Genomic DNA, 26318 nt, shown 5'->3' with positions numbered 1-26318 from the left:
CACCCCCGGACACAGTATGAGTGACAAGGCAGCGGGCCGAGGCCGCACCGGCGCTCTCGCCCGTACCGAGGAGGACAAGCCGTGACCGACGAAGCACAGTCTCGGCGTTGGCGATTGGTGCTCGGCGCGGCCGCGGAGGAAGGACTGGGCGGGCTGGGCTCCGGCGCCGACGCGGCGATGGACCGGGCGCTGTCGGCGCTGTACAACACCGATGAGGAGACCTCGCCCGGCAAGCGCACCGGTGGTTTGCAGGGCTCGGCGCCGCGCGTGGCCCGCTGGCTCGGCGATATCCGCAGCTACTTCCCCGCCTCCGTCGTCGAGGTCATGCAACGCGACGCCGTGGAGCGGCTCGATCTCACCCAATTGCTGCTGGAGCCGGAACTGCTCGAGGCGGTGGAACCGGACGTGCACCTGGTCGGCACCCTGCTGAGCTTGAACCGGGTGATGCCCGAGACCACCAAGGCCACCGCGCGCATGGTGGTGGAAAAGGTGGTGCGGGAGATCGAGCAGCGCATCGCGGCGCAGACCGTCGCCGCTGTGTCCGGTGCGCTGAACCGCGCCGCCCGGGTCACCCGGCCGAAATTGCGGGATATCGACTGGGACCGCACCATTCGCAAGAACCTAGCCACCTACCTGCCCGAGCATCGCACCGTGGTGCCCGAACGCCTGGTCGGCTACGGCCGCAAGGCCCAGGCGGTCCGGCGGGACGTGGTGCTGGCCATCGACCAGTCCGGTTCGATGGCCGCCAGCGTCGTGTACGCGTCGGTGTTCGGCGCGGTGCTCGCCTCGATGCGGTCGCTGCGCACCTCGCTGGTGGTCTTCGACACCGAGATCGTCGACCTCACCGACAAGCTCGACGACCCGGTGGAGGTGCTGTTCGGCACGCAACTGGGCGGCGGCACCGACATCAACCGGGCCCTCGCCTACTGCCAGTCCCTGGTCACCCGCCCGGCCGATACGTTGTTCGTCCTGATCTCCGACCTCTACGAGGGCGGCATCCGCGACGAGATGCTGCGCCGCGTCCGCTCGCTACAGGATTCCGGCGTACAAGTCGTCGTGCTGCTCGCCCTCTCCGACGACGGCGCCCCCGCCTTCGACCACGACAACGCCGCAGCCCTCGCCGCACTGGGCATCCCGGCCTTCGCCTGCACCCCCGACAAATTCCCGGAACTCTTGGCACTGGCTCTCGACCGCGGCGACGTCCAGTCCTGGGCCCACGCCAACGCCGCCCAGCACTGACGCGAATGCCTCCGGGTCTGCCACGCGGGACCAGCAAATCGCCACCACGTAGGTCGACGGTGCGCCGTCGCAGCTCGAGCCGGTCGTTATGTCGCCAACTCACGTCGCCCGGGCTGGAAGCGCGAGGCCTGGGAAGGTGCAGCGACGCAGGCTGATTCCGCGCCCCGTCTCAACGGCTCGGTCAGGTGGTTTCGGTGAGTAGACGGCGTAGCGCCGTGGGGGTGTGGCCGAGGTGTTCGCGGACGGTGCGGGTCAGGTGTGCCTGGTCGGCGAAACCGAGGTGCGCGGCGAGGTCGGCGAGGCCGGTTTCTCCGTCGGTGAGCCGGTCGATGGTCCGGCCGACCCGTACTCGGTTGCGGTAGCGGGTCAGCGACAGCCCCATGTGCTGCGAGAACACCCGGCTCAGCCGGTACGGCGAGACCTTCAGCGATGCGGCCAGAGATTGCAGGCCCACCGATTCCGGTGCGCCGTTGATGATCGCCTCGCGGGCCGCGGTAACCAGCGCCCGGTCGGTGGGCCGCGACCGAGGGATCGGCCATCCGGCGGCGAGTGCGACGAGCCGGACAAGCTCCTCGGTCAACGCGTAGTCGATGTCGCCGCCTCGGACGGCAGCGAGAACACGGTGGTGCGCGAGATCGATACGGGCATCGATGTACACCGCACGCGGATCGACGGCCTCTTCCCAACGGCCGGGCGCGACGGTCACCACGGTGCAGACGTCGCCGCCGGCGGGATGGGCGAACCGTTCCTCTTCGCCCGGTACGCCCAGGTAGCCGACTGTCGGATCCAGGTCGGCCCGGTCGCCGTCGGACTGTCGCTGGAACCGGCCACGGCGCACGAGCACGAGGCGATGGTCGTCGCGGACCTCCGGGTCCGAGAAGTGGGTGTGGTCGGAGCGGCAGTTCACCGTGGTCACGGTGAACTCGGGCCGGGCGGCAACGGTTGTCGTGGACAGCACCTGCGGACCGTACGCCGAGGGTACGACGAAAAACGCCGCGCAAGGATCTTCAAGACCCGCGGCTGGGCCGACGGGAATGCTGAGACGGCAACCGAATCACCGCGGCCCGACCCAGGAGGACCCAATGGCATCCGTTCACAAAGAATTCGACATCGACGCCACGCCCGAGCAGGTATGGGACGCTGTCAGCGATTTCGGCGCGGTGCACGAGCGCCTCGGCCCGGGTCTCGTCGCCGACGCACGGCTCGACGCGGACACCCGTACCGTCACCTTCGCCGACGGCACCGTCGTCGTGGAACGGCTCATCGACCTCGACCCGGTGAGCCGGCGTATCGCGTACTCCATCGTCGGAGGCAGTCTGCATTCCTCCCATCACCACGCCTCGATGCAGGCGCTGCCCGGCGAGGACGGCGGGACCCTGGTCGTGTGGCACACCGATGTCCTGCCCGAGGCGCTCACTGTGCCGATAGCCGAGTTCGTCGAACAGGCATCGGCTGTCATGCGCCGGACCCTGGAGGCAGGGGGATCCCAGGAGCCGGGTGGCAGCGAACTCGCACCGTAGGCGCTCATCGGGCAGGCTGCGTGGCCGCGTGCCGCCGCGGCCGGTCGGCCAGGGTGACCCCGCCCGCCGCGGCCGTGGCGACCGCAGCGAGGGCGACCAGACCGGGCCAGCCGAACCAGCCGACGGCGGCGGCGCCGAATGCGGTTCCCAGGCTGCCTCCGACGAAGTACACAGACATATACGCACTGTTGAAGCGGGCAGGCGCGGACGGGTCGATAGCCAGGACCGTGCTCTGGTTGGCCACCTGGGCCGCAAACAGTCCGGCATCGAAGAGCCCGAGGCAGGCCAGGGTCACCACAGTGTTCGAGAGGGCAACGCCCAGGACAACCGTCGCGACAAGGGCGAGCGCGAGCCCCACGAGGATCACGTTTCGCGGGCCGACCCGGTCGGTCCATCCGCCGGCGATCCGGGTCGCGAGGACACCGGCCAGTCCGGCGCAGGCGTACAGGCCGATCCGTTCGGGTGAATATGAGTACGGAGGCTGCGACAGCGCCACCGCGAAACCTGCCCAGATCGCACAGAACGCGAAGAACCACAGCGCTCCCCGTGCCGCCGCCCGGCGCAGTGCGGCGAAGCGGGCGAAGAGCCCGGGAATTCCGCGCATCGTATCCAGATATCCGGCATACGTGCGACCCCACGCGGTCGGCAGGGTGGACAAGGACACCGCCGCGACCACGACACACGGCACAGCGAATACGAAAAGCATTGCTCGCCACCCGATCACGTCGGCGAGCCAGCCGCCGATGATGCGCCCGGCGAGGATTCCGGCAGATATGCCCGCGGTCACGATACCCAAGACCGTGGCCCGCCGACGACGCTGCGCGAAACGCCCCGCCACCGAACTCAGCTGGGCCCCGACCGCCGACCCCGCCCCGACCAGGCCCATGACGAATCCAAGGGCCCAGAGTGATCCCGCTACCGCACCAGCGGCGGAGGCAACCGCCAGCGCCACGAACTGGGCCGCCACCACGGCCCGTGGCGCGAACCGGTCGACCAGCGGCACCAGCAGAACCAACCCCACCAGATAGCCGACCGGCCCGCACGCCAAAGCGGTGCCGGTCGCCGCCGTAGAGGCGTGCAGGGAACCGGCAACCTCCGCGACGGCCGGTTGCAGTAGGTAGACACTCGCCGTCCCGAGCGCGGCCGCCAGCGCCATGAACCACACGACAGGCGCCCGCAACTCAGCATTCCCGGCATCCGGGATCCGTTCGCTTTTCATTGCATCGACGGTAGGAATCCCGGCATCAGGGTTCCGGCGAGAAATAGACAACACCGTCCCGTTCCCGGCCGCGCATGTATTCGCGACAGCAAGTCGGCGGGGAACGTCCCATGACGGCGCTTTCGCGTTCCGCGATCAAAACGGCCGGACCGCGGTGACCTGGACCTACTCGTTCCAGCCCACCGCGGCCCTGTTGCGACCACTGGTATCGGCCCTCGTCGGCCGGACCATGCCCGCGCTCATGCGGGAGACACTCGCAGCGATGAAGAGCGGCGCGGAAGCAGCGGCAACGGATCAGCCGGGGTAACCCCCGGGGAATCCGCCCAACAGGGCGAACACCTGGATGGCAAGCGAAGACAGCAGATCCGCGATGGTCATCGGTTCCATGGCAACTCCTTGTCCGGATGGGCGAACAGGACGGCTCTGCGATCGTACGCGCGACGGAGCGCTTTTCCGGTGAGCGCCACCGGGTGCGTGATGGACTGTCAGGAGCTGGCCAGCATGGGTTTCGACGAAACGGGACCCATCACGCCCCACGCCGTGGCCGCCGCGGGCACCACGAGGGGATGCAGTACGGCGGCCACCGCGAGCAACATGACAGCGACAATGGTGTCCAGCCAGTAGTGATTGGCGGTACCCACCACCACGAGCGTGGTCAGCGCCGGATGGGCCAAGGCGAGCCAGCGCCACGGTGTGCGAGTCGCGGCGACGACGGCAACACCGAGCAGCAACGCCCAACCGACGTGCAGCGAGGGCATGGCCGCGAACTGATTGGACAGACCGCCGGAATCCGCCGCGCCGTAGACGGATTGGCCGTATCGCACGGCCAGATCGACGAAACCCTGGTCGGGCAGCATGCGCGGCGGCGCGAGCGGGATCAGGATGTGCACCGCGAGCGCGGCTCCCGTCAGCGCCGCCATGAGGTTCCTGGTCCAGCGATAGTGCTCCGGCCGGAACGTCCACAGCCACAGCAGGACTCCGACGGCCACGGTGAAATGCGCGCTGGCGTAGTAGAAGTTGGCCGGAACCGCGAGGAATTCGCGGTTCAGGAACAACGACTGCACCGTCTGCTCGTCCAGCAGGCCGAGCCGGTCTTCGAGTCCGAGCAAGCGGTGCGCGTTGACCAGGGCATGCCCCGTGTCGTCGGCGGTGATCAGACGGCCCGCGCGATAGCCGAGGTAGAGCACCGTGATGAGAAGAAGCTGCCCGACCGCCTCGCCCCCGCGACCGCGCACGGCCGCGCGCACCCGTTCGACGACTCCGCCCGACGCGAGCTCGAGCTCGGCGCCCGGACCCCCGAAGTCCACAGCGACCATCGCGCGGCCTCCTTCCCCGTTGAATCAGGCCGTTTACCCAGAATTAAGTGGAGTGGTAACCTCCGTTTAAACTAGCACTACCGAACGGACAACTTCAGCAAGATGTGACGGGGCATACAGCCGCCTGTCACCAATTCGAGTTTGCTTGCAAGACAGGCGATCTCGCGATTTTCGCTACCCATCGACCGCTACCGCCGAGCACGCCAGAAGCATGGCTGACGACCTGGCGCGGCCACCGGCTCCAGCCGTTCCAGGCGCGATCCGCGCTTGCCTCAACCGGTGGGCGAATGTGGCCCCAGCGGGCTGAGCTTTCGCCGACATCGATCCGGCCCGATTCACGGCCTTTCATTCCGCCGGTGTGAATCCGGTACAACCCGCCCTGCGGCCACCAGCACACCCCAGGCGGCGCGTTTGCGGGCACACCCGTGTTCGCGGTGCCACTGCATGGCGACATGGGCTTCGGCAACCGTGAACGGCTCCGACGGTGCCGCACAGGTCCATTCCGCAGGCCACCGGAACGCCACCCGCTTCGCGGCGTCCGGGAGGCGGCGACGCCCATCGGGGCGTCCCGGCGAACCGGTCGGCCACAGACAGGCCAACGCGAGCGCGACACACGATCCGCCGCCGACAGTCGCGGCGGCACTGCACACCAGATCCCACACACTCAAGGCATCACGCCCCTTCGAGCGGCGGCACGACCTCCCGTCCTGGCGGTAGCAAGGACTGATTCAGCATGTCCAACACGTGCCGCAACGTTCGCGGCGCCACACCGACCTCGGTCGAGGCGCGAACATCGTCCATCGGAGGGAACGGGATGTTCCTCTCGGCGGCACGCTCACGCGGACTGAGCGTTTGCGGCACGATCCGGCCACGCACGACAAGCGTGTAATACGCCAGACGTTTCCATGCGCACCGGTCGATGCGGCATGCGCGATGCCGCCGCATGATGCGATGAGCGATTTCCACGTCCACGTCACCGCAGATCAGCGGTGGCTCGACAACGGTCTCGACCCCCATCACGCCCCCTCGCCGGGCACGAGCCCGGACGAGCGCGTCCATGTGCCCTGCGGGCTGACGGTCTCGAGATCGAATCCCCTGTCGCAGATCAAGGCCGGTCGATCATCCACATGCCCCAGCTCGAACACGACGATCGCATCGACACCGAGCCGTGCCGCGAGGCCGAGCACGTACTCGATCGGACTCTCCACATCGACCGGTGGACGAACGGTGTACACGTAGTGGTGCCCCAGTCCGAGAGCATGCCGCCACACCTCGGCAGCATGACGTGGGGCATGGATGCCGGACAGGTCATTCCGAATGAATCCCAATGATTTCGGCCTGCCCGCGATGGGCGGCTCGATTGCGTTCGCGTAGGTCATTGATCCCCCTCGAAGCTGGTCGGAGTACTGGAAGCATACCACCGCCTGAGCAGGCTGCCGCTGTCTAACAGAAAATTTCAGCAATTCGGCCCAAATCCCCTGGATCACCGCCAAACTGAGAGTGAAAGGCGATCGAACTGATAATGCCTACCAGGGGGTCGGAATGGGGAAGCAAGGCACAAGCGCGTCGCTGCCGCGCCGGCAGATGGGTCGCTACCTGCGTGAATCGCGCGAGGAGCAGAACCTCACGCAGGGACAGGTGGCCACCATCATGGATTGGAGTGTGAGTACCCAGTCCAGGCTGGAGCGGGGAGATGTCGGCCGGCTGCGCGCACGTGACATCGAATTGCTCTGCCAGAATCTAGGTCTGGATCACGAGAAGAGCGCCGCGATGGTCGGCCTGTTCAGGCAGGGAGCCGAGAAGAGCTGGTGGCATAGCTTCGGCGATCTCATTCCTGAGACGTTCAATGTCTACATCGGTTTGGAAGCCAGCGCTCGGCAGATCGAGATCTTTCGACCCGACATCATTCCCGGGCTGTTGCAGACCAACGACTACGCGGCGACGCTCGACCGGATCTACTTTCCGAAAGACTCCGAGGAAGAACGCCGACGCCGCATCGAACTGAAGACCAAGCGTCAAGCGATCATCACGCGCAAGGCGAACCCGGCGACGATCGACGTCATTCTCGGCGAAGCCGTCCTGCACGCGGTCGTCGGCAATCCCAAGATCATGTCCGCGCAACATCGTCACCTTGCGGAGCTGAGCACGTGCCCGAACGTCACGATTCGAGTTCTTCCGTTCGGTGCGGGCTTTCCGGTCGGCGGACCCGTCGGACCATTTTCGATCCTCGACTACGGCCTCGACGCCGCAGGTGGCGTCGCGGAACCGACAGTTGTCTACGTTGAGGGCTTCACTGGTGCGATGTACTTTGAGGGAGAGTCGGATCTTCGGCGGTATCGCGAGGCCCTCACGATCATTCGACATACCGCGCTGGACGCAGTCGCGAGCAGGAGGCTGCTTCGGCAAAGAATGAAGGAGTACTTGGCGTGAACATCGACCTATCCGGAGCCGAGTGGTTCAAGAGCACCCGTAGCTCGATGGGCCAAGATTGCGTTGAGGTCGCCTTCTTGGAGCGGGGCATGGTGGGAGTTCGCGACAGCAAGAACCCCAACGGTCCCGCCCTGGTGTTCGCTCCGGGCCAGTGGGACACGTTCACCAATTCCGTTCGACTCGACGGTTCCACCGGCGCAGCCTGAGCCCACAGCAGTTCCCGCGAGGACACGCCGCAGTCACGTGCGGCGCACAATGATTGTGCGCCGGTTGTCGCAGCACGGGATATTCGAGTCGTTCGCCGACCAGTTCGAACAGATCTGGGGCACCATCACCCCTCGTGTTTCGCGATCAGGTGCCGGTGTTTGCCCAGGCCGGGCGAATGGTGTGAATTTGTTCAGGGGTGGGGTCGCCAGGTAGGTCGGCACAATATTGGGCAGCGATCAGCGTACGGCGCAGCTTGGCGAGCATGTCCGGATAGCTGGGGATGTGGTCAGCAGCGCCAGACCGGATCGGCGAGGTTCGCGCACGACCAGCACCCGCACCGGCTGGGATCGGAACGCGCCGTACCACAGGCAGCGGCGTTCGTGCACGGTCACGGTGGCGGTGCGACCGTAGCGGGTCACCGTGACCTGCTGTCCGGGTGTGGTGGCGGCGAGATCGGCCGGGGTGCCGATACTTTCGCCGCGGGTGCGGGGCCGGCCCCGTCGCCCGCGCTGTGATGCCGCGTCCCGCCGAGCCGGGCGGCGGTGAGCATGCCGCACACCGTCCGCCGCGTGGGCGCGGCGATCACCCCGACCGTCAGGGCGACGAACGTGGTGAAGGTGGGGGTGGTGAAACACGGCCGGAACGCATCCAGCAAGGGCTGCAACGACTTCGGTACCGCAGGAATCGACACAAACCGCCGATCATCACCCCACACACCCGCCGCCGATTCCCCGACACGCCGACAAGGACACCGGCTGTCACACGTCAGCTGCCATTCCGGTCGCTCAGACCTACCTGACTATCCTGAACCATAGTGCTCGGTAATGCCGAGCACGGTTACACCGCAGCCGTGGAAGTGAACGTTCAGCGTGTAATTGGTTATTGCATCATCTGGATGTGTGGGTGCTCATGTGACACCGGGCAGATTCGGATGATCTGGTCGTTGACGTCGGAGACGCAGATCTGGGTCGGCGTGCTCGGCCCGCCTTGGTAAGCGCCCCATGAGATGTTGGCGGCTTGGTCCTCATACGGAATCCAGTGGTGGATGTCGGATCGCCACTCGCGGCTGGCGATCGTCAGTAGCGGCTCGGTCGGGGTGCCGCAGGTGGGGCAAGGATTCGGATAGGGATCTTGCATGCCCCATCTGATAAAGCCGCCGATCTTCCATCCGGGTGCGATACACAAGAAGTTGTAAGGGTGATCGTCGTCTTCGAGACCGCCGAACTCGACTCCGGGAATCTGGGCCATGGTCCACTGGTCCACTCGTTGCCGAAGCTCCCCCTCGAGCTCCCCTGAGTGCGGGTATTCGATCACTTGTTCCGGATCGATCATGCACGGTTCGGGCACCAGGTCTTCCTCGTACTCCGCGGGTTCCGGAGGATCCATCAGAACGTCGGTGATCGCCGCTGCCAACCGCCAGAACAGTGCGGTCTTGGGCATACCATCGTCGTCGTGCTCGAAGGGGCACCACAACACTTGCAGCAGGTCCGCCCCCTCGGGCGGAGACAAACCGGGCACGTCACGGACGTACAACTGCGCGACCGGCACCATCGCAATCGAACCGTCGGACTCCGGTTCCAAATCGTGGTCCTCAGCGTGGCAGTACGGCCATGGCTCGCTCGCCGGCCACAACAGTGGCCCCCCGATCGAACTGTCGTGCGCCGATGGTGTTCCCGGACGGGGGTGCAACCGAGTCGCGGTGCGGGCCAGTGGCGCCAGCTCAGGAAAGACGGCCACGAGATCGACCGGACGTGGCGGCGTAGTGCGAGTCATACAACAACCTCTGGAGGAACGCGGAAACGTTCGATTTCGATGATGGATGGGACCGGCGCGGTCTCGTCCCGAGGCTAGGGGTCCGGGCCTCGATCAACTTCCCATCATTGGGCATCCGCCAGTGCATGGCCTCGGGGGCATGACATCTCGACATGAACTCACATGCCGCTTACAGATCGGGTTCTCCTGGTCGTGGCGGGGTGGTCAGCGCTGGAGTGCGGGACTGTAAAGACTCTTTACACGCTGTCCGGCGGGGTTGGCCGCGCGCCCGTAGTTGGTAGCCGAGAACATCGCCGTACGCGTCGAACACCCGTTCGCCCAAACTGCGAAAGTGAAGATCACCCCGTACTCAACTACGCAAGGATTCGCCAATGGGCTCACGGCGTGACTACTACCGAGATCCGAACGCACCACGGCCGAACTCGCTGAAGCCGGGGGCTTCCGCGTCGGTGACCGACGAGCACGGGCGCGTGCTGATGCAACGCCGTGACGACTCGGGTAACTGGTCTCTACCCGGCGGAATCATGGAAGTAGGCGAGACCCTCGAGGATTGCGCGGTTCGGGAGACCCGCGAAGAGACCGGGCTGGACATAGAGATCACTGGTTTGCTCGGTATATACACCGACTCTGAGCCACGTGATCGAACACGCGGACGGAGAGGTCCGGCAAGAGTTCGCAGTAGTTTCCGCGAGGACACGCCGCAGTCCCGTGCGGCGCACAATGATTGCGCGCCGCACGGACCTGTCAGAGATCGGCGATCGCGGCCAGTGGTGGCGTGCGCGCCGCCCGCACCGCAGGCCACAGCGCGGCGAGCACCCCGACGACCGCCGAGCTGACCAGGACCAGGACCAGCTGACTCCACGGGATGGCGATCTGGTCGAGACCCAAATCCCTTAGCGTGCGCAGGAATCCGACGCCGAGTCCCAGGCCGAGCACCATGCCGACGATCGCGCCGAACACCGCTATCAGCATCGACTCCAGATAGATCGTCCGGCGCACCTGGGCGCGCTGCATGCCGACCGCGCGGAGCATGCCGATCTCCCGGCGGCGCTCCACCACCGACAGCGCCAAAGTATTGACGATGCCCAGGATCGCGATCACCACAGCCAAGGCGAGCAGGCCGTAGAGAATGGCCAGCAGGGTGTTGATCTGCTTGCCCTGTGCTCCCTTGAATTCCTCCCGGTCCTGCACCTGCACCACGACGAATTGCTCGGTGGCCTTCTCCAGGTCGGCGCGCATCGCGCTGGTATTCGCGCCCGGTTGCGCCTTGATCAGCACGAGGAAGTTGGTCCGGAAGTTGAGCGGGACCACCTCGTCGTAGACCGTCTGCGACACCACCATCGGGCCGAGCAGCGGGTTCTTCTTGTACACACCGGTGACGGTGAGCGGGACCTTCTTGCCGTCGACGCTGGTCGGGGTCACCTCTTCGCCGACTTTCCAGCCGCGGTCGTTCGCTTCGTCCTCGGACACGAGCACGTCCCTGGCGCCGAGCGTGTCGCTGCCGCGCACGATCTCGTAGTTCAGCACACCGGTCAGCGGACCGTCCGGTGAGGACGCGAACACCTGATCGCCGCCGAGCTTGAACGCGGCCCCCCGCATTCCGACCACCTGCGCCACGTTCGGGACCTTCGTCCGGGCGGCGTCGGCGGCACCGAACGGCACCCCGAGCAATTGCGGGCCCGCCAGCACGTAGTCGGCCCGCACGCCCTTGTCGACCAGCACGCCGACGCTCTCCTTCGCCGAAGCGCCCAGCATGCCGATCGCCGAGACGAGCATCAGACCCAGCGTGAGCGCGAAGGCCGTCGCGGCGGTGCGGCGCGGATTGCGCGACGCGTTGTTGCGCGCCATGCGACCGATCGGCCCGAACGGGCGCACCAGCACGCCGAGCCCGCCGACCAGCGGTCGCGACAACGCGGGCGCGGCCAGCAGCACCGCGAAGATCAACCCGAGCGCGCCGACGCCGACCGTCGCGGCCGCCGTGCCACCGGTGCGCTGCGCGCCCAGCACGACGAGGACCGCGCCGAGCACCGCGAGCACCGCGCCGAAGATCGTGCGCAGGCGCAGCGACTCCCCGATGGACGCGAATTCCTCGCGCATGGCCTGCACGGGCGGGATGCGCGAGGCGCGGCGCGCGGGCGCGTAGGCGCTGACCATCGTCACCGCGAGGCCGACCAGCAGCCCGACCACGACAGTGCGCGGCCGCACCGCCATCGATCCGGTCGGCAAGCCGAGATCGAAGGCGTTGAGCACCGCCGACAATCCGAACGCCAGGGCGACGCCGCCCACGAGGCCGACCACGCTGCCGATCAACCCGATGACGAACGCCTCCGCCACCACCGACGTGCCGACCTGCTGCCTGCTCGCGCCGACCGCGCGCAGCAGCGCGAGCTCCCGCAGGCGTTGCGCGACGATCATCGAGAACGTGTTGTAGATGATGAACGTGCCGACGATCAGCGCGATCGCGCCGAAGGCGAGCAGGAAGTAGTTGATGAAGTTGAGCGCGTTGGAGATTTCCTTCTTCAGGTCGGCACGCACCTGATCGCTGTTCTGCACTTTGTAGCCGGGCAGTGCCTTGGCGAGGTTGTCGCGCAACTCGTCGCCGGGAATGCCGGTGGCCGCCAGGTCGACGTAGGCGACGTGCAGGCCGTCGGTGAACAGCTTGCGCGCCTGCGTATCGTCGAACAGCACGCCGATGAACCCACCCGTGTCGGAGGGAACCTCGTAGATGCCGGTGAGGGTCACGTCGATCGGATCGGCCTGGGAGGGGATGAGGATCTTGGTGCGGTCACCGATCTTCAGTCCGGCCCGGTCGGCCCCGCCGGTGTTGAGCGCGATCTCGCCGGGCCGGGCGGGCGGGACGCCTTGCAGGAACTTCTCCGGCTCCGCGACGGCCTTCTCCGGCGGCAGGTACGACTTGCCGAACGTCGGCGCCCCGCCGGTCTGCACGGCCTTCTTTCCGGTCGGATCGAGCAGCACGACCGGTCCGTTCACGCTCGGCGCGACCGTGCGGACGCCGGGGTACTTCCCCAGCTCGTCCACCACGTTGTTCGGAACGCCTTGCGCCTGACGTTCTTTCGGGCTGACCCGAACGTCGACGCCCTTCGCCTCGTTGGCGAAGATTCCGTCGAATGTGCTCTGCAGGGTGTCGGTGAACACGAACGAACCCGCGATGAACGCGGTGCCGAGCACCACCGACAAGAGGGTCAGCGCGAGCCGCACCTTGTGCGCCGCGAGATTGCGCAGCGCGACCTTGCGCATCGGACTTCCAGCCATTACGCCCGCCCCCGAATCTTCCGCGAACGCCCGGTCACGCCTGCTCCAACGCTTTCATCCGGTCGAGCACGGTGTCGGCGGTCGGATCGCGCATCTCGTCGACGATGCGTCCGTCGGCGAGGAACACCACCCGGTCGGCGAACCCGGCCGCGTGCGGTTCGTGGGTGACGATGACGACCGTCTGCCCGAACTCGTCCACCGCCGCGCGCAGGATCGACAACACCTCCTCCGAGGAGCGCGAGTCCAGGTTGCCGGTCGGTTCGTCGCCGAAGATTATGTCCGGCTTACCCACGAGCGCGCGGGCGCAGGCCACCCGCTGCTGCTGTCCGCCGGACAACTCGCTGGGGCGGTGGGTCAGCCGACCGACCAACCCGAGCCGACGCACCACCGTCTCCAGCCATTCGCGATCGGGTGTTCGCCCCGCGATGTCCAGCGGCAATGTGATGTTCTCCAGCGCCGTCAACGTCGGCACCAGGTTGAACGCCTGGAAGACGAAACCGATGCGGTCGCGGCGCAAGCGCGTCATCTGCTTGTCGGACAGCGAGGTCAGGTCGGTGTCACCGATGCGGACGGCGCCCGAGCTGGCACTGTCCAGTCCGGCCAGACAGTGCATGAGCGTCGACTTGCCCGACCCGGAGGGACCCATGATCGCGGTGAACTCGCCCTTCGCGAACTCGGCCGACACCCCGTCCAATGCCCTGACCTGGGTGTCGCCCGATCCGTAGACCTTGGTCAGTTCGATAGCGTGGGCCGCGACATCGGTCGATGCCGCCAGGTCGGCGGTGTCGGCGCCCAAGGCTTGCGAAGTCATGCCGTCCAGTCTTACCGGCATCGCCGCCGCACGCCATCAGGGAACACCCTGTGTTTCAGGCCTCACCTACGACCCACTCGAAGGCGGACGCTTTGGATCGGGCGCCTTCGAGGGTGCGGGAGCGGTTGGGTTCGCCGAGTTCGGACAGCAGGTCCTCCGACAGGTTGACCAGGGCGGCCAGGGCGGCTGGGGTGAACCAGTCCGGCCTAGTGGCGAACAGGATGTCCTCGGAGGCGGTGTTTCCGCTGGCACCCGGCGCGAAGGGGCAGCCGCCGAGGCCGCCGAGCGCGCCGTCGACCATGTCCGCGCCAGCCGCGACCGCGGCGAGGGTGTTGGCCACGCCCATGCCCCAGGTGTCGTGACCGTGGAAGACGACGCGCCGGGGAGGCGTCCGGTCCCGCACCGCCGCGACCAGCGCGGACACCTCACCGGGGTGGGCCTGGCCGAGCGTGTCGGCCAGGACGATGTCGTCCGCGCCCTCGGTGCGCGGGTCGCGGGCGATGGCCAGGACCCGTTCCGGGTCGACCGGGCCGTCGAACGGGCAGGTGAACGCCGTCGCCAAGCAGAGCTGGATCGACCCGTCCACCGCACGGGCCAGGCGCACCGCGTCCGGCATGGCGGCGACGCTGGCCTCGGTGTCGCGTCCGATGTTCGCCCGATTGTGCGCGTCGGAGACCGAGAAGCAGTACTGGAAGTTCCGCACTCCCGCCGCGGCGGCCTTCTCCACATGGCGCGGCGTCGCCACCCATACCCAGCAGCGGCGCAGTTCCTCCGGCGTCAACGCGGCGACCAGCTCCATGGTGTTCGCCATCGGCGCGACCAGGTCCGGGCGCGCCATCGAGCCGATCTCCAGCGCGGGCACCCCCAGCGCGAGCAGGCGGCGCACGATGTCCACCTTGCGCTGCACCGGCAGCAGCTTGCCGGTCAGCTGCAGTCCGTCGCGCAACGTGACATCGCGCAGCACCGGCGCGGTCATCGCTGCTCCCGCGCCCGGTGGTGGCCGCACATCACGCCGCCCCATGGTTTCTCGCCCGCCCCGGTCGGATTCGGCTGCACCGTGGGCCTGCTGGTGCCCGGCGAGCGCGGTTCACTCACGTCGCGCCCCTTCGGACGCCTCCGGTCGTGTGGCCGCGTGCTCATCGCGCCTCCAACGCATCGATCTCGGCTTCGCTCATGCCGAGCAGGCCGGACAGCACCTCTCGGGTGTGTTCACCCAAGTCGGGTCCGACGCTGCGGATGGGCAAGGACTGTTCGCCGATCACCGGGACGATGCCGGGGAAGCCGACAGCCTTGGGCTCCGGCGCGCCGACGTCCACGGTGAACGACTGGATCATGTTGCGCGCCCGGTATTGCTCGTCGGCCACGATGTCGGCCGCGGTGTAGATCGGGCCGCACGGAATAGCGGCGGCGTCCAGCAGCTTCAGCGCCTCGTCGCGGGTATGCCGAACCGTCCACTCCCCGATCGCCGCGTCCAGCCGCTCGCGATTGCGCCAACGGCCCGCGTTGTCCTGCAGGTCCGGGTCGGTGGCCAGGTCCGGCCGATCGATGACCGCCATGTAGCGCTGGAAGATGGCGTCGCCGTTGCCGCCGATGATGATGCTGGTGCCGTCCGCGCACGGGTAGGCGTTGCTCGGCGCGATGCCCTCCATCCGGCCGCCGACGCGTTCGCGCTGGATGCCGTAGGCGAGATAGTCCGGCACCAGCGATTCCATCACCGACAGGATCGCCTCGTTCAGCGCCACGTCGATCACGCGCTCCCGCAACGGGACCGGCGTGTCCGACTCGGCGCGGCGCTCGCGCTGGAACAGCGCCATCACGGTGCCGAACGCGGCGTAGATACCCGCGATGGAGTCGCCGATCGAGACGCCGGTGCGCACGGGTGGACGGTCCGGATCGCCCACCAATTCGCGCAGTCCGCCGATCGCCTCGGCCACCGCCGCGAAACCGGGACGCTCCGACAGCGGGCCGGTCTGCCCGTAAGCGGAGATCCGGGTGATCACCAGATCCGGATTCGCCTCGTTCAGCACCTCCGGCCCGAGACCCCACTTCTCCAGCATGCCGGGCCGGAAATTCTCCAGCAGCACGTCACAGCGCCGGATCAGGTCGAGGACGATCCCGCGCCCCGCCTCGGTGCGCAGATCCAGCGTGATCGACTTCTTGTTCCGGTTGATCGTCCGGTAGAGCATCGAGGTGTCGCCGCCGTAGAGCCGCCAGTTGCGCAGCTCGTCGCCCGCCTTCGGGCGTTCCACCTTGATCACCTCGGCACCGAAGTCGCCGAGGATGCGCCCGGCGGTCGGCGCGGCGATGTAATTGCCGAGCTCCAGGACGCGCACCCCGTCCAGCGGCCGAATACTCATGGCAACCAGTATGGGCTGTGTTGGTTTTTGCAGCGCCTGCGGCGCTGCGTGTTCACGGCCCCGGGGAGTCTCGCGCCCGAGCGACCGAGACTCGCGACTGCGTCGCATGCGCGTCGGTCACTCGGCGCGAGACGGGCCGCGAACGGCGCTCGTAAGACTCGCACCCGGCGGGGTTGGGTCGGTTTCGGGCGGCTCTAGGTTGTTGTGGCAACCTCCGGTGCCGGGGGCAATACGCGAGTACTCCTGCCCCCGCGTCAGTGGACCGAATCCGCGGTTCGCGGTCAGGTCACTTAGGGCATTTCGTAGCCCGACCTGCATATATGGCAGGCCGGACTCCTCGGCGACGGCTCACAGCGACCCGAAGACACCGCATGGCCCCTCAACAGCCGGAGGCCCGGCAACCATGCGGGGTCCGCGTTCAGGACGCGAGCAGCTGGGTGTCCTCGACGATCGAGTAGTGCTCGGCGTTGCCCGCGATGATGGTGCTCGTCGAGCCGTCGACGCCGACCGGGACATCGCCGGCCAGGGTGATGCGGGTCAGTTTGCGTGGCTGGTCGTCGTAGTCGTCGATGGCGTAGTGCTGGGTGGCGCGGTTGTCCCAGATGGCGACGTCGCCCGGCTCCCAGTTCCAGCGGGCGGTGTTCTCCAGGCGGGTCACCCGGTCCTGGAACAGCCGGAACAGCGCGTGCGACTCCGTGCTGGACAGCCCGACGAAATGCTTGACGAAATGGCCGAGCAGCAACGCCCGCTCCCCGGTCTCAGGGTGCACGCGCACCACCGGGTGCTCGGTCTCGTAGTAGGTGGACTCGAACTCGGCGCGGTAGGCGGCCGTGTTGGGACGCGGCGTCTCCTCGGCGCGGGCGTAGTCGTAGACGTTGGTGTGCACGGCGCGCAGGGATTCGGCGAGCCGCTTGAGCGGCTCCGGCAGCGACTCGTAGGCCGCGACGGTGGACGCCCAGGTGGTCGCGCCGCCGTAGGACGGCAGGTGCACCGCGCGCAGGATGGACGCCTTCGGGATGCGGTCGACGAAGGTGACGTCGGTGTGCCAGCTGTTGGCGCGGCCGTGCTCGGAATCGATCGCCAGGCTCTTCACACCATGCGAGGTGACCGTCGGGTGCGGGGTGGTCGGCGAGCCGAGCAGCTGGGCGAACTCGTACTGCCCGTCCTCGGTGAGGTGGTCCTGACCGCGGAAGAAGATGACCTTGTGCTCCAGCAGCGCGCGACGGATCACGTCGACGGTGGCCGGATCCAGGTCTCCGCCGAGCCGGACGTTGTCGATCCGCGCGCCGATACGAGCGCCGAGCCTGGTCACCGAGGCTGTGGATGGGGTGGCGGGTGCGACCGTCATGAGATCACCTTCGCTGTCGAGATCGGTTACTGCTCCGGAGAGCAGACCACCCAAACGACCCCTCTGACCAGGGTTTTCGTCGCACTGATCGCAAACGGCGCGAAAGCACCACCACTTCGGCCCACCGAGCGCGAGCCCGACCCGGACACCGCCCAGCTCCATTCCGTTCTGCGGGGCGCTGCCCAAACATCGTCGGGACGACCGAGCTGACCCAGCCCCGCCGGGTGCGAATCTTACGAGCGCCCTTCGCGGCCCGTCTCGCGGCCGAGTGACCGAAGCGCATGCGACGCAGTCGCGAGTCTCGGTCGCTCGGCCGCGAGACTCCCCGGGGCCGCGAACACGCAGCGCCACAGGCGCTGCGAATCAGACACAGTGCTCGCGCAAGTACGCCAAGTCCTCCGCCAGGCCGTCCGCTGGAGTCTCCAGCACGACCGGCGCGTCCGCCGTGCGGCACACCTCGGCGAGCAATTGCGGGTCGATGGTGCCGTCGGCGAAGTTGGCGTGCCGGTCGGCGCCGGAGTCGAATTCGTCGCGCGAGGAGTTCAAGTGGACCAGGTCGATCCGGCCGGTGATCGCCTTGATCCGATCGACGACGCCGATCAGCTCCTCGCCGCCCGCCCAGGCGTGGCAGGTGTCCAGGCAGAATCCGGCGCCGTACTCGCCGACCGCGTCCCACAGCCGGGCGATGGAATCGAAATGCCTGGCCATGGCGTGATTGCCGCCCGCGGTGTTCTCGATCAGGATCGGCACCGCGAAGCCGCCTTTGTCCTGCTGACGCTCGAACAGTTTGCGCCAATTGTCGATTCCGGTCTCCAACTCGGCGTCGGAACGCACGTGCCCGCCGTGCACCACCAGACCGAACGCGCCGAGTTCGGCGGCCGCCTTCGCCTGCTGGGCCACCGCGTTGCGCGAGGGCATGCGCAGGCGGTTGTTCAGGCTGGCGACGTTGATCTGATAGGAGGAGTGCACCACGACCTCGATCGGGCTGGCGAGAATCTCCTCGGTCCGCGGATGCGGGGTGGGTTTGTCCCAGCTCTGCGGATCGACCACGAACATCTGGATGACGTCGGCGCCGAGTTTCTCCCCGAAGCCGATCGGGTCGCTGTCGAGCCGGACGTGTGCTCCAATGCGCATGCGGGTCACAGTACTGGCTGCTACCGACGACAATCGAGGTTGCGCCGCGAGGTGTTGCATCCCGATGGCTCATCGAGATACATGGGTAGTGTCCGCGCGCTCGACTCGACAAGGGGGTGTACAGGTGTTGCAGACCGGCGAGATCTTCGCGGGCTACGTCATCAAACGCGTCCTCGGCCATGGCGGCATGGGCACGGTGTACCTGGCCCAGCATCCTCGGCTGCCCCGCCTGACGGCGTTGAAGCTGCTCAAACGCGAACTGTACGCCGACACCGACATCCGCCGCCGCTTCGAACGCGAGGCCGATCTGGTGGCACGGCTCGATCACCCGAACATCGTCACGGTGTTCGATCGCGGCGCCGAGGACCGGCAGCTGTGGATCTCGATGCAGTACGTGCCCGGCGCGGACGCCTCCTGCGCGGACGTCGACGTGCTCGCTCCGTTGCGGGCGGTGCAGATCGCGGCCGACACCGCCGCGGCGCTGGATTTCGCGCACGCGAACCAGGTGCTGCACCGCGATGTGAAACCGGCCAACATCCTGCTGGCCAAGGCGCCGATCGGTCACCCGGAACGGGTGCTGCTCACCGATTTCGGGATCGCGGGCATCCGCGGCGCGGAGAGCACGATCGGCTCGTCCGGCACGATCACCGCGACACTCGCCTTCGGCGCCCCGGAACAGCTGATCGGCAGGCCGCTGGACGACCGCGCCGATCAGTATTCGCTGGCGTGCACGCTGTTCTGGATGCTCACGGGGGCGCCGCCGTATCCCGGCGCCAACCCGGCGGCGGTGGTGAACAGCCATCTGTACGCACCGATCCCGGTGCTCAGCCGCGCACGTCCCGGTTTGCCGCCCGCGCTGGATCCGGTGCTGGCTCGTGCGATGGCCAAGCGGCCAGAGGATCGTTTCAACAGTTGCGCCGAGTTCGCCGCCGCCGCGAAATCCGCGCTGGCCGAACAGCGGGCCTGGCATCGGACGGCGCCGCACGGCATTCATCCCGACGGGTATCCGACCGCGCCGACGCACCACGCGTCCGCGCCGCAGCACCGACCGAGGCCGCGGGAAACCCCTCGACCGTCCCCGAGTTTCCTGCCGCCGCGCCGCCCGGCGCGTCCCGGCCTGATCGAGTTGCCGAACTTGCCCATGCGCCCGGGCTCGGCGGTGCGACCGCACCAGCAACCTCCGGACCCCCGGCCTCCGCCGGGCGGTCCGACGCATGTCGATCGCCCGCGCCGCACCACGCTCGACGAGCGATAGGTGAGGCGCGATTACTGCTATGGTTTCGATGTTTTCCGTGGTCGGGCCCATCTCCGGCCACGCGTTCTTTTGCTGTACGCCTGTTCGCCGGTGGGTCCCGGCGGGCGGCGGGAAGTGGAGCAGTCATGCTGGCCAGCGGTGACGTTTTCGCCGGCTATGTCATCGAGCGGCAACTGGGCCGCGGTGGCATGGGCTCGGTATATCTGGCGAAACATCCGCGGCTGCCGCGGATGACCGCGCTGAAGCTGCTGAATCGGGAGATGTTCTTCGACAAGGAGGTGCGGGCGCGGTTCGAACGGGAGGCGGATCTGGTCGCCCAGCTCGATCACCCGAACATCGTCACGGTCTACGACCGCGGGCTCGAGGACGAGCAGCTGTGGATTTCGATGCAGTACGTCGACGGCATCGACGCCGCCTCGGTGGAGCCGAAGTCGCTGCCGCCCGTACGCGCGGTGCAGATCATCAAGGAGACCGCCGACGCGCTGGACTACGCGCACGGCAACGGGGTGCTGCACCGCGACGTGAAACCAGCCAACATCCTGCTGGCCCGCTCCGGCGCCGGTCGCGGTGAGCGGGTGTATCTCACCGACTTCGGCATCGCGCGGCTGCGCGACGACACCGGCCACCTCACCCAGACCGGCACCTTCACGGCAACGCTGGCCTACGCCTCGCCCGAGCAGCTCACCGGCGCGTCGCTCGACCACCGTTCCGATCAGTATTCGCTGGCCTGCTCGCTGTTCTGGTTGTTCACCGGCACCGGCCCGTTCTCCGCGACGAACCCCGCCGCGGTCATCCAAGGGCATCTGCAGGGCACGCCGCCCGCGCTGAGCGGCGTCCGGCCGGGCCTGCCCTTCGCGCTGGACGGCGTGCTGGCCAAGGCGATGGCCAAGCGACCCGACGACAGGTACGGCAGTTGCGCGGAATTCGCCGCGGCCGCCAAGCAGGCGCTGACCGGTTCCAGCGCGCCGTCGATGCCGGTGGTGGGCGGTCCCCGCCCGGTCACCGGGCCGCAGCACCCCACGGCGGGGCCGCGCCCGGCCACCGGGCCGCAGATCCCCACCACGGGATCGCCGTATCCGGCTGCGCAAGGTCACTACGTCAGCGGCCCTGGCCACCAGGTGCACACCCCGCAAACCAGCGGGCCGAACGCGCTCGCCTCGGCGTCGCCCGCGACTCCGCCGCCCGCGCCGGTGGTGAACTCGCGGCCGCACACCGGTCCCGCGCCCCAGCCGACGGCCGCCAACCCGTATCCCCAGCAGCAGGCCGCGTTTTCCACCTTCGCCCCGCCGCACGGCGCGCACGTGCACCACTCGGCCGCGCCGCCGCCCAAGAAGAACACCGGCCTGATCATCGGCCTGGTGGTGGGCGTGGTCGTGTTGATCGTGGTGGTGCTCGGCATCATCGGCGCCGTCTCCGATTCGGGCTCGAGCAACGCGGGCACGACGACCACATCGGCGGTGAAGCCGAATCTCGTCGACGCGACCCCGGAGTCGGTCAGCGCGGAGTTCCCCCGGATGGTGCCCGCCTCCAAGTCCGAGGAGGTCGGATACAACGGCGCCGAATGCTGGCTGGCCTCGCCGAGCTCGCCGCCTTCGCCGTCCAAGGGCGAACCGGACTTCGGTGACTGGGCCGCGCAGTGGCGCTGCTTCAAGGGCGGCAACAACGAGGATCCGTACTACCGGATCTACGTCTACAAAGCCCCCGCCGATGTGCAGGCGGTGCTGAAGGGCCTGCCCTCGTCGGCCGCCAAGTCCACCGACACCAACGGCGGAAAGTCCTACACCAATTACAAGTACGTCGACGACGGCGCCAAGATGGTCACCGCGTTCACCGGCGATCCCGATCGGACCCAGTACCTCATGTACACCGACGGCTTCTCCCACACCACCGTCGACGAGCTGCTGCGCTGGTGGCGCTCGGCTCCGCTGAACTGACCGATGCGCCACACCGGCGAAGTCTTCGCGGGGTACACCATCGAACGCCTGCTCGGCCGCGGCGGGATGGGATCGGTGTACCTGGCCCGGCATCCGCGGCTGCCCCGGTTGACGGCGATGAAGCTGTTGAACCCGGACCTGTTCGACGACACCGAGTCCCGCACCCGCTTCGAGCGGGAGGCGGACCTCGTCGCACGGCTGGATCACCCGAACATCGTCACGGTGTTCGATCGCGGCGTCGAGGGCGACCAGCCGTGGATCTGCATGCGCTACATCGACGGCACCGACGCCGCGGCGCTGGACGCGTGGACGCTGCCGCCGCCACGGGCGGTGCAGATCATCGCCGAAACGGCCAAAGCGCTGGACTTCGCGCACAGCCGCGGCGTGCTGCACCGCGACGTGAAACCGGCGAACATTCTGCTGGAGCGCGTCGAGGGAGACCAGGAACGGGTCTTCCTCTCCGACTTCGGCATCGCCCGATTCCGGGACGACACCGGACGGCTCACCCAGACCGGCACCTTCACCGCCACCCTCGCCTACGCCGCGCCGGAGCAATTGTCCGGTGCGCCGCTGGATCACCGCGCCGACCAGTACTCGCTGGCCTGCACGCTGTTCCGGTTGCTGACCGGCACGGTGCCGTTCGACGCCACCAATCCGGTCGCGGTGATCCAGGGGCATCTCAACGCACCGCCGCCCGCGATCAGCAGGCTGCGGCCCGGATTGCCGGTGGCGCTGGACGGCGTGCTCGCCAAGGCGATGGCCAAGCACGCGGCCGATCGCTTCGACTCGTGCAGCGAATTCGCCGCCGCCGCGTGGCAAGCGCTGACCGCGCCCGCGGCGTGGCCCGCACCGAGTCATCCTCCGCTACACGCGGAACCACCGCTCCCCAGCGCGGGCGGGGGCCTTCGTCCGCAGCGGCGTCCCGGGCGGAGAGCGCGACTGGAGGCCGTGATAGGTCTGGTGCTGGCGCTGGGCCTGGCCGCTGCGCTCGCCGCGCCATCGTTCTACGACACCTCATCCGGCTCCGCCGCATCGACCACCACGGTGGCCACGCGGAACACCGACGCCACCACGCCGCCGACCGCCCTGCGCCCGACGACGAGCGTCTCGGCCACCGCGGACCGTGCCACCATCGGCGCCCGCGCGGCCGAGCTGAGCGCCGCGTTCCCGGACATGCTTCCGGAGACCTCCGCCCAGCGCCTGGTCCACTCCGGAACCGGGTACAACAAGGCGGGCTGTTTCGCCCACGCACCGGATTCCGCGACGACGCGCGACCACGAGGATCCGGATTTCGGCCCCTGGCTGGTGGTGTGGAGCTGCTTCGGCGGCCCGAACAAGGCGTCTTTCGACTTCTACCTCTATGGCTCCCCGGCCGACGCGCAGGCCGCGCTAGCGGCGTTACCGGCCAACGACCGCGCGACCGCCACCAACAACGGCGGGCACAGCTACACGAATTACACCCTGCGCGACAGCCGGAACCTGCGGCCGCGAATGGTCACCGCCTTTTCCGCGGACCCGGGACGGGCCGCCATGCTGATGTACAGCGCCGGATTCATCGCCACCGAAGCCGAGTTCATGAATTGGTGGAAATCCGCGCCGCTGAATTGAGTTTCCCCCAGGGGGAGACGCGAGGGTAGGCACATGGACGACACCCGCTTCACCATCGGCGCCGTTGCCGAACGCACCGGCCTCAGCGTCAAGACGATCCGGTTCTATGCCGACAAGGGCGTCGTCCTGCCCACCGAAATCAGCCCCTCCGGCTACCGCCTCTACGACGTCCGCGCGCTGGCGGAACTGGATCTGGTGCGGACGCTGCGCGCTCTCGGACTCGACCTGGCCACCGTCCGGCGCGTGCTCACCCACGAGCTCGCGCTGTCCGAGGTCGCCGCGGCGCACGCCGACGCACTCGACACCCAGATCCGAATCCTGCGTCAGCGACGAGCGGTTCTGCGCGCGGTGGCCGGGCAGGGCTCGACCCCACAGGAGTTGGATCTCATGCACAAGCTCGTCACCTTGTCGGCTGCCGAACGTCATCGACTGATCGAGGATTTCGTTGAGGCGACCTTCGGCGGACTGGACGCCAACCCGGAACTCACCGAGTTGCTGCGCACCGCACTGCCGGACCTGCCCGACGATCCCGCACCCGAGCAGGTGGCCGCGTGGGTGGAACTGGCGGAACTTACCGCCGACACGGACTTTCGGGCGGCGATCCGGCGGATGGCCGAGTACCAGGCGCGCGAACGCGCCGAGGGCGATGCGACAGGTCTGCACCACGCACTCACCGAGGCCGTGCGCGACCGGGTCGAGGCGGCCATGGCGGCGGGTGTCACGCCCGGCTCTCCCGCGGCGGCCGAGGTGGTCGCCGACCTCGCCGCGCGTTACGCGGCCACGTTCGGCAGGCCCGACGATCGCGCGCTGCGCGAGTGGATGCTGGAACGCCTCGCGGTGGCCGATGACGAACGCGTGGAGCGGTACTGGCGGTTGCTCGCGGTGATCAACGGCTGGGCCGCGCCGCCGAGCCTGACGCCGGTGTTCGCCTGGTTCACCGCCGCCCTGCGGGGCGTCCTGGCGGGCTACTCGAAGACATAGTGCGCGAATTCGTGGGTCGGGTGGAAGCCGATCGCCCGGTAGATCCGGTTGGCCGTGGTGTTGTCGGTGTCGGCGAAGAGGCAGACCTCCAGGTTCTGGGCTCGCAGCTGCTTCGCGACGTGCGCGGTCACCGCGCTGGCGTACCCGTGTCCGCGGGCGTCCGGCGGGGTGTAGACCGGCCCGATCCGCGACCAGCCCTGGATCGGGATCTGATGCGCGGCAAGACTGACCGGTTGCCCGTCGCGTTCCCACAGCCACCACCGGCCCGCTTCGACGCGGCGCCGGATCGCGGCCTCGTCCAGTCCGGCCGCCATGCCGGACTCCGCGCGCATGGCCGCGAGCCAGTCCCCGCACAGGGCGACATCGGATTCCAGGGCGCGGCGTGGCGCTCCGGCTACGTCCGGGATCCGCAGCGCGCCGAGCCGGTGCAGCCGGGTGCGGTACGACTGCTGAAAATCTCTCCCCAGCAGTCCACACCAGTGCTGGGCGAAATCGGTCGCGTCCGCGACGACGCCCTCGACGCCCGCGCTTTCGGGGACGACCTCGGCCAGCGCGCGAGCCACCGCGGGAATGCCGTCGGGCGGTAGCGCACCGAGATACACGTCGCGACCGGACGCGCGCATGGCGGCGCCTACCACCGCGGCATCCTCGCCGTGGACGGTAAGAAATCGCGATGGCTCAGCCGGGGCATCCATGCCCGTGACATGGTTGGCGACGCTCGTGGTGAGCACGGTGTGCCGCAGCGGATCGCGGAGCAGGAACGCCCCCGCGACCGAGCGGAACTCGGCGGCGTCGGTGGTGATCTCGATCCTCATACAGATCACGGTAGGCGCCTGAGATCTTGCGCGCCTTCGTTTCTCACGCCCGTCGCCGGGCCTGTGGGCGGCCGACCGGCCGGTTTACGGTCAGTCCGCTTCGCCGCCACCCGCGCGGAGTTTGAGCAGAACCAGTCCCGCGGTGCAGGCGAGAATGAGTCCGGCGACGGTGATTTCGACGTGCAGTCCGGCGATGCCGAGCACCGCCCCGACGAGTCCGCCGATGAAGATCAGCCAGGCGAGCGTCCGCGACACGATCGTGGACAGCGAGCGGCCCTGCTGGTTCGACGCGGGATGCTGTGCCGTTGCCGACACGGCATCTTCTGCGGCGCGGGACGAACCACGCCGCGACGCTGTCGAGTAAGCTCCCATCATCTACTCCTCGATGACGCCGGTCAGAGAACCACAATCACGTTCTCACACAACGTGTCTCTCATCCTTAAACCGGCGTCTCACGCGTAACTTTGCTCACACACGCTACGACTCCGGGACGCCGGAAGATAGCGACACGTGCCCACGACACGCCGAAGAGACCAATTCGATATCTGAATCAGAACTATTTTAAATGCGCCGTCCGGCGCATACCCAGCGACCACTCGCCTCGCCGGACCGACCGGCCTCGAGTAAGGTGAGTCCACTCGATACACACCGAGGAGCGTCACCGTTGGAAAGCAGCAGGGCCAAGATCGCCGGTCCGGCGATCGCCGTAGGAGCGGTTTCCATCGGGCTCGTCCTGATCGGCGCCTGTGGCGTCGGTAAGCACGACACCTACGTGCCGCCCCCGCCGCTCAAGGCAGGCGAGTACGCCGAACCCGTTGTCCACGAGAACACCACCGGCTCGACGACCCCCAAGGTCGTCATCCCGCCGTCGCCCAGCTGGCGGATCGCACCGGCCGACCAGCGGCACCCCACCCCATTTTCGGGCTTCATGAGCAGCACCACCGCTGAGCCGTCCCCGGGAAATCCGCACGACGACCCCACGCAGGCGGCGCCTCCCGAGGAGCCGAGGCCGACGGCGGCGCGAGCGCCGGCGAGCGACTCGACGGACGAAGCGCCCACCCAACTACGGACGACGCCGCGAGACGATGAATGACGCGG

26 protein-coding genes are annotated in these 26318 nt (G+C 68.0%); 10 read left to right on the top strand and 16 right to left on the bottom strand.

Annotated elements, in window-relative coordinates; translation table 11 throughout:
- Positions 1–81: 81 nt before the first annotated feature.
- Positions 82–1239, top strand: a complete 1158-nt coding sequence (locus ABZ824_RS30780; protein ID WP_355077210.1) for a VWA domain-containing protein — start codon at positions 82–84, stop codon at positions 1237–1239.
- A 181-nt stretch (positions 1240–1420) separates the two neighbouring features.
- Here ABZ824_RS30780 and ABZ824_RS30775 read toward each other — a convergent pair whose 3' ends face one another.
- Positions 1421–2197 (bottom strand): AraC family transcriptional regulator, encoded by a 777-nt coding sequence (locus tag ABZ824_RS30775; protein ID WP_356967296.1) that lies wholly within the window; start codon positions 2195–2197, stop codon positions 1421–1423.
- Positions 2198–2321: 124 nt separating this feature from the next.
- Between ABZ824_RS30775 and ABZ824_RS30770 the strand changes: the two genes are divergently transcribed.
- Positions 2322–2759: an SRPBCC family protein gene (locus ABZ824_RS30770; RefSeq protein WP_356967294.1), complete on the top strand. Its 438-nt coding sequence runs from the start codon at positions 2322–2324 to the stop codon at positions 2757–2759.
- Positions 2760–2763: 4 nt separating this feature from the next.
- Here ABZ824_RS30770 and ABZ824_RS30765 read toward each other — a convergent pair whose 3' ends face one another.
- From ABZ824_RS30765 to ABZ824_RS30750, 4 genes are all read right to left on the bottom strand, one after another.
- Positions 2764–3978: an MFS transporter gene (locus ABZ824_RS30765; protein ID WP_356967292.1), complete on the bottom strand. Its 1215-nt coding sequence runs from the start codon at positions 3976–3978 to the stop codon at positions 2764–2766.
- Between the two features lie 485 nt (positions 3979–4463).
- Entirely contained in the window at positions 4464–5294 is an 831-nt protein-coding gene (locus tag ABZ824_RS30760) for a phosphatase PAP2 family protein (protein ID WP_356967291.1), read from the bottom strand.
- Positions 5295–5966: 672 nt separating this feature from the next.
- The gene (locus tag ABZ824_RS30755; RefSeq protein WP_356967289.1) at positions 5967–6266 is read right to left on the bottom strand and encodes a hypothetical protein; all 300 of its coding nucleotides are present in this window, start codon (positions 6264–6266) and stop codon (positions 5967–5969) included.
- Positions 6267–6310: 44 nt separating this feature from the next.
- Positions 6311–6787, bottom strand: a complete 477-nt coding sequence (locus ABZ824_RS30750; RefSeq protein ID WP_356967287.1) for a hypothetical protein — start codon at positions 6785–6787, stop codon at positions 6311–6313.
- A gap of 49 nt (positions 6788–6836) precedes the next feature.
- On the opposite strand from ABZ824_RS30750, the gene ABZ824_RS30745 reads away from it, so the two are divergent.
- Both ABZ824_RS30745 and ABZ824_RS30740 read left to right on the top strand, forming a co-directional pair.
- On the top strand, positions 6837–7724 hold the full coding sequence (locus tag ABZ824_RS30745) for a helix-turn-helix transcriptional regulator (protein ID WP_356967285.1): 888 nt from the start codon (positions 6837–6839) through the stop codon (positions 7722–7724).
- Complete coding sequence (locus ABZ824_RS30740; protein WP_356967283.1) at positions 7721–7930, top strand: DUF397 domain-containing protein; 210 nt, start codon at positions 7721–7723, stop codon at positions 7928–7930. The genes ABZ824_RS30745 and ABZ824_RS30740 overlap by 4 nt, the downstream gene beginning before the upstream one ends.
- A gap of 416 nt (positions 7931–8346) precedes the next feature.
- Here ABZ824_RS30740 and ABZ824_RS30735 read toward each other — a convergent pair whose 3' ends face one another.
- Both ABZ824_RS30735 and ABZ824_RS30730 read right to left on the bottom strand, forming a co-directional pair.
- Positions 8347–8622 carry a hypothetical protein gene (locus ABZ824_RS30735; protein WP_356967282.1) on the bottom strand — a complete coding sequence of 92 codons (276 nt, stop codon included), beginning with the start codon at positions 8620–8622 and terminating at the stop codon, positions 8347–8349.
- Between the two features lie 188 nt (positions 8623–8810).
- Positions 8811–9512: a hypothetical protein gene (locus ABZ824_RS30730; RefSeq protein WP_356967280.1), complete on the bottom strand. Its 702-nt coding sequence runs from the start codon at positions 9510–9512 to the stop codon at positions 8811–8813.
- Between the two features lie 563 nt (positions 9513–10075).
- Here ABZ824_RS30730 and ABZ824_RS30725 point away from each other — a divergent pair.
- Positions 10076–10540, top strand: coding sequence for an NUDIX domain-containing protein (locus ABZ824_RS30725; protein WP_356967278.1), 465 nt, complete (start codon positions 10076–10078; stop codon positions 10538–10540).
- Here the strand turns inward: ABZ824_RS30725 and ABZ824_RS30720 are convergent.
- The 7 genes from ABZ824_RS30720 to ABZ824_RS30690 all read right to left on the bottom strand — a co-directional run bounded on the left by ABZ824_RS30720 (position 10449) and on the right by ABZ824_RS30690 (position 18627).
- Positions 10449–12977, bottom strand: a complete 2529-nt coding sequence (locus ABZ824_RS30720; protein WP_356967276.1) for an FtsX-like permease family protein — start codon at positions 12975–12977, stop codon at positions 10449–10451. The two genes, ABZ824_RS30725 and ABZ824_RS30720, sit on opposite strands and share 92 nt — an antisense overlap.
- A 34-nt stretch (positions 12978–13011) precedes the next feature.
- Entirely contained in the window at positions 13012–13788 is a 777-nt protein-coding gene (locus ABZ824_RS30715) for an ABC transporter ATP-binding protein (RefSeq protein ID WP_355077231.1), read from the bottom strand.
- 55 nt (positions 13789–13843) lie between these two features.
- Positions 13844–14764: a hydroxymethylglutaryl-CoA lyase gene (locus tag ABZ824_RS30710; RefSeq protein WP_356967274.1), complete on the bottom strand. Its 921-nt coding sequence runs from the start codon at positions 14762–14764 to the stop codon at positions 13844–13846.
- The gene (locus tag ABZ824_RS30705) at positions 14761–14883 is read right to left on the bottom strand and encodes a hypothetical protein (RefSeq protein WP_356967272.1); all 123 of its coding nucleotides are present in this window, start codon (positions 14881–14883) and stop codon (positions 14761–14763) included. Before ABZ824_RS30705 ends, ABZ824_RS30710 begins: the two co-directional genes overlap by 4 nt.
- Before the next feature lie 41 nt (positions 14884–14924).
- Positions 14925–16145 carry a CaiB/BaiF CoA-transferase family protein gene (locus tag ABZ824_RS30700; protein ID WP_356967270.1) on the bottom strand — a complete coding sequence of 407 codons (1221 nt, stop codon included), beginning with the start codon at positions 16143–16145 and terminating at the stop codon, positions 14925–14927.
- Positions 16146–16563: 418 nt separating this feature from the next.
- The gene (locus ABZ824_RS30695; protein ID WP_356967268.1) at positions 16564–17493 is read right to left on the bottom strand and encodes a TauD/TfdA family dioxygenase; all 930 of its coding nucleotides are present in this window, start codon (positions 17491–17493) and stop codon (positions 16564–16566) included.
- A 363-nt stretch (positions 17494–17856) separates the two neighbouring features.
- Positions 17857–18627: a deoxyribonuclease IV gene (locus ABZ824_RS30690; RefSeq protein ID WP_355077239.1), complete on the bottom strand. Its 771-nt coding sequence runs from the start codon at positions 18625–18627 to the stop codon at positions 17857–17859.
- Positions 18628–18751: 124 nt separating this feature from the next.
- On the opposite strand from ABZ824_RS30690, the gene ABZ824_RS30685 reads away from it, so the two are divergent.
- The 4 genes from ABZ824_RS30685 (at position 18752) to ABZ824_RS30670 (ending at position 24405) form a co-directional block, all read left to right on the top strand.
- On the top strand, positions 18752–19882 hold the full coding sequence (locus tag ABZ824_RS30685) for a serine/threonine-protein kinase (protein ID WP_356967266.1): 1131 nt from the start codon (positions 18752–18754) through the stop codon (positions 19880–19882).
- Between the two features lie 125 nt (positions 19883–20007).
- Positions 20008–21816 carry a protein kinase gene (locus ABZ824_RS30680; protein ID WP_356967264.1) on the top strand — a complete coding sequence of 603 codons (1809 nt, stop codon included), beginning with the start codon at positions 20008–20010 and terminating at the stop codon, positions 21814–21816.
- Positions 21817–21819: 3 nt separating this feature from the next.
- A complete protein-coding gene (locus ABZ824_RS30675; RefSeq protein ID WP_356967262.1) occupies positions 21820–23424 on the top strand; it encodes a serine/threonine-protein kinase in 1605 nt (534 codons plus the stop codon).
- Between the two features lie 33 nt (positions 23425–23457).
- Complete coding sequence (locus ABZ824_RS30670) at positions 23458–24405, top strand: MerR family transcriptional regulator (protein WP_356967260.1); 948 nt, start codon at positions 23458–23460, stop codon at positions 24403–24405.
- On the opposite strand, the gene ABZ824_RS30665 is transcribed toward ABZ824_RS30670, so the two are convergent.
- Together ABZ824_RS30665 and ABZ824_RS30660 are read right to left on the bottom strand one after the other, a co-directional pair.
- Complete coding sequence (locus tag ABZ824_RS30665) at positions 24390–25220, bottom strand: GNAT family N-acetyltransferase (RefSeq protein WP_356967258.1); 831 nt, start codon at positions 25218–25220, stop codon at positions 24390–24392. The genes ABZ824_RS30670 and ABZ824_RS30665 overlap by 16 nt on opposite strands.
- Positions 25221–25310: 90 nt before the next feature.
- Positions 25311–25535 (bottom strand): hypothetical protein, encoded by a 225-nt coding sequence (locus tag ABZ824_RS30660; protein ID WP_356967256.1) that lies wholly within the window; start codon positions 25533–25535, stop codon positions 25311–25313.
- A gap of 349 nt (positions 25536–25884) precedes the next feature.
- Between ABZ824_RS30660 and ABZ824_RS30655 the strand changes: the two genes are divergently transcribed.
- Positions 25885–26313: a hypothetical protein gene (locus tag ABZ824_RS30655; protein ID WP_355077250.1), complete on the top strand. Its 429-nt coding sequence runs from the start codon at positions 25885–25887 to the stop codon at positions 26311–26313.
- The last annotated feature ends 5 nt before the right edge of the window (positions 26314–26318 follow it).

This window comes from Nocardia sp. NPDC047038 (assembly GCF_040644075.1).
Taxonomy (GTDB): Bacteria; Actinomycetota; Actinomycetes; order Mycobacteriales; family Mycobacteriaceae; genus Nocardia; species Nocardia sichangensis.
This window is presented reverse-complemented; position numbering and strand designations above follow the sequence as displayed.

Excerpts from the sequence above, each read along its gene's own strand:
- ABZ824_RS30765 (WP_356967292.1), bottom strand. The coding sequence starts at position 3,978 with ATGAAAAGCGAACGGATCCCGGATGCCGGGAATGCTGAGTTGCGGGCG.
- ABZ824_RS30675 (WP_356967262.1), top strand. The coding sequence starts at position 21,820 with ATGCGCCACACCGGCGAAGTCTTCGCGGGGTACACCATCGAACGCCTG.
- ABZ824_RS30680 (WP_356967264.1), top strand. The coding sequence starts at position 20,008 with ATGCTGGCCAGCGGTGACGTTTTCGCCGGCTATGTCATCGAGCGGCAA.
- ABZ824_RS30745 (WP_356967285.1), top strand. The coding sequence starts at position 6,837 with ATGGGGAAGCAAGGCACAAGCGCGTCGCTGCCGCGCCGGCAGATGGGT.
- ABZ824_RS30670 (WP_356967260.1), top strand. The coding sequence starts at position 23,458 with ATGGACGACACCCGCTTCACCATCGGCGCCGTTGCCGAACGCACCGGC.
- ABZ824_RS30710 (WP_356967274.1), bottom strand. The coding sequence starts at position 14,764 with ATGACCGCGCCGGTGCTGCGCGATGTCACGTTGCGCGACGGACTGCAG.
- ABZ824_RS30695 (WP_356967268.1), bottom strand. The coding sequence starts at position 17,493 with ATGACGGTCGCACCCGCCACCCCATCCACAGCCTCGGTGACCAGGCTC.
- ABZ824_RS30700 (WP_356967270.1), bottom strand. The coding sequence starts at position 16,145 with ATGAGTATTCGGCCGCTGGACGGGGTGCGCGTCCTGGAGCTCGGCAAT.
- ABZ824_RS30665 (WP_356967258.1), bottom strand. The coding sequence starts at position 25,220 with ATGAGGATCGAGATCACCACCGACGCCGCCGAGTTCCGCTCGGTCGCG.
- ABZ824_RS30715 (WP_355077231.1), bottom strand. The coding sequence starts at position 13,788 with ATGACTTCGCAAGCCTTGGGCGCCGACACCGCCGACCTGGCGGCATCG.
- ABZ824_RS30690 (WP_355077239.1), bottom strand. The coding sequence starts at position 18,627 with ATGCGCATTGGAGCACACGTCCGGCTCGACAGCGACCCGATCGGCTTC.
- ABZ824_RS30720 (WP_356967276.1), bottom strand. The coding sequence starts at position 12,977 with ATGGCTGGAAGTCCGATGCGCAAGGTCGCGCTGCGCAATCTCGCGGCG.
- ABZ824_RS30760 (WP_356967291.1), bottom strand. The coding sequence starts at position 5,294 with ATGGTCGCTGTGGACTTCGGGGGTCCGGGCGCCGAGCTCGAGCTCGCG.
- ABZ824_RS30725 (WP_356967278.1), top strand. The coding sequence starts at position 10,076 with ATGGGCTCACGGCGTGACTACTACCGAGATCCGAACGCACCACGGCCG.
- ABZ824_RS30770 (WP_356967294.1), top strand. The coding sequence starts at position 2,322 with ATGGCATCCGTTCACAAAGAATTCGACATCGACGCCACGCCCGAGCAG.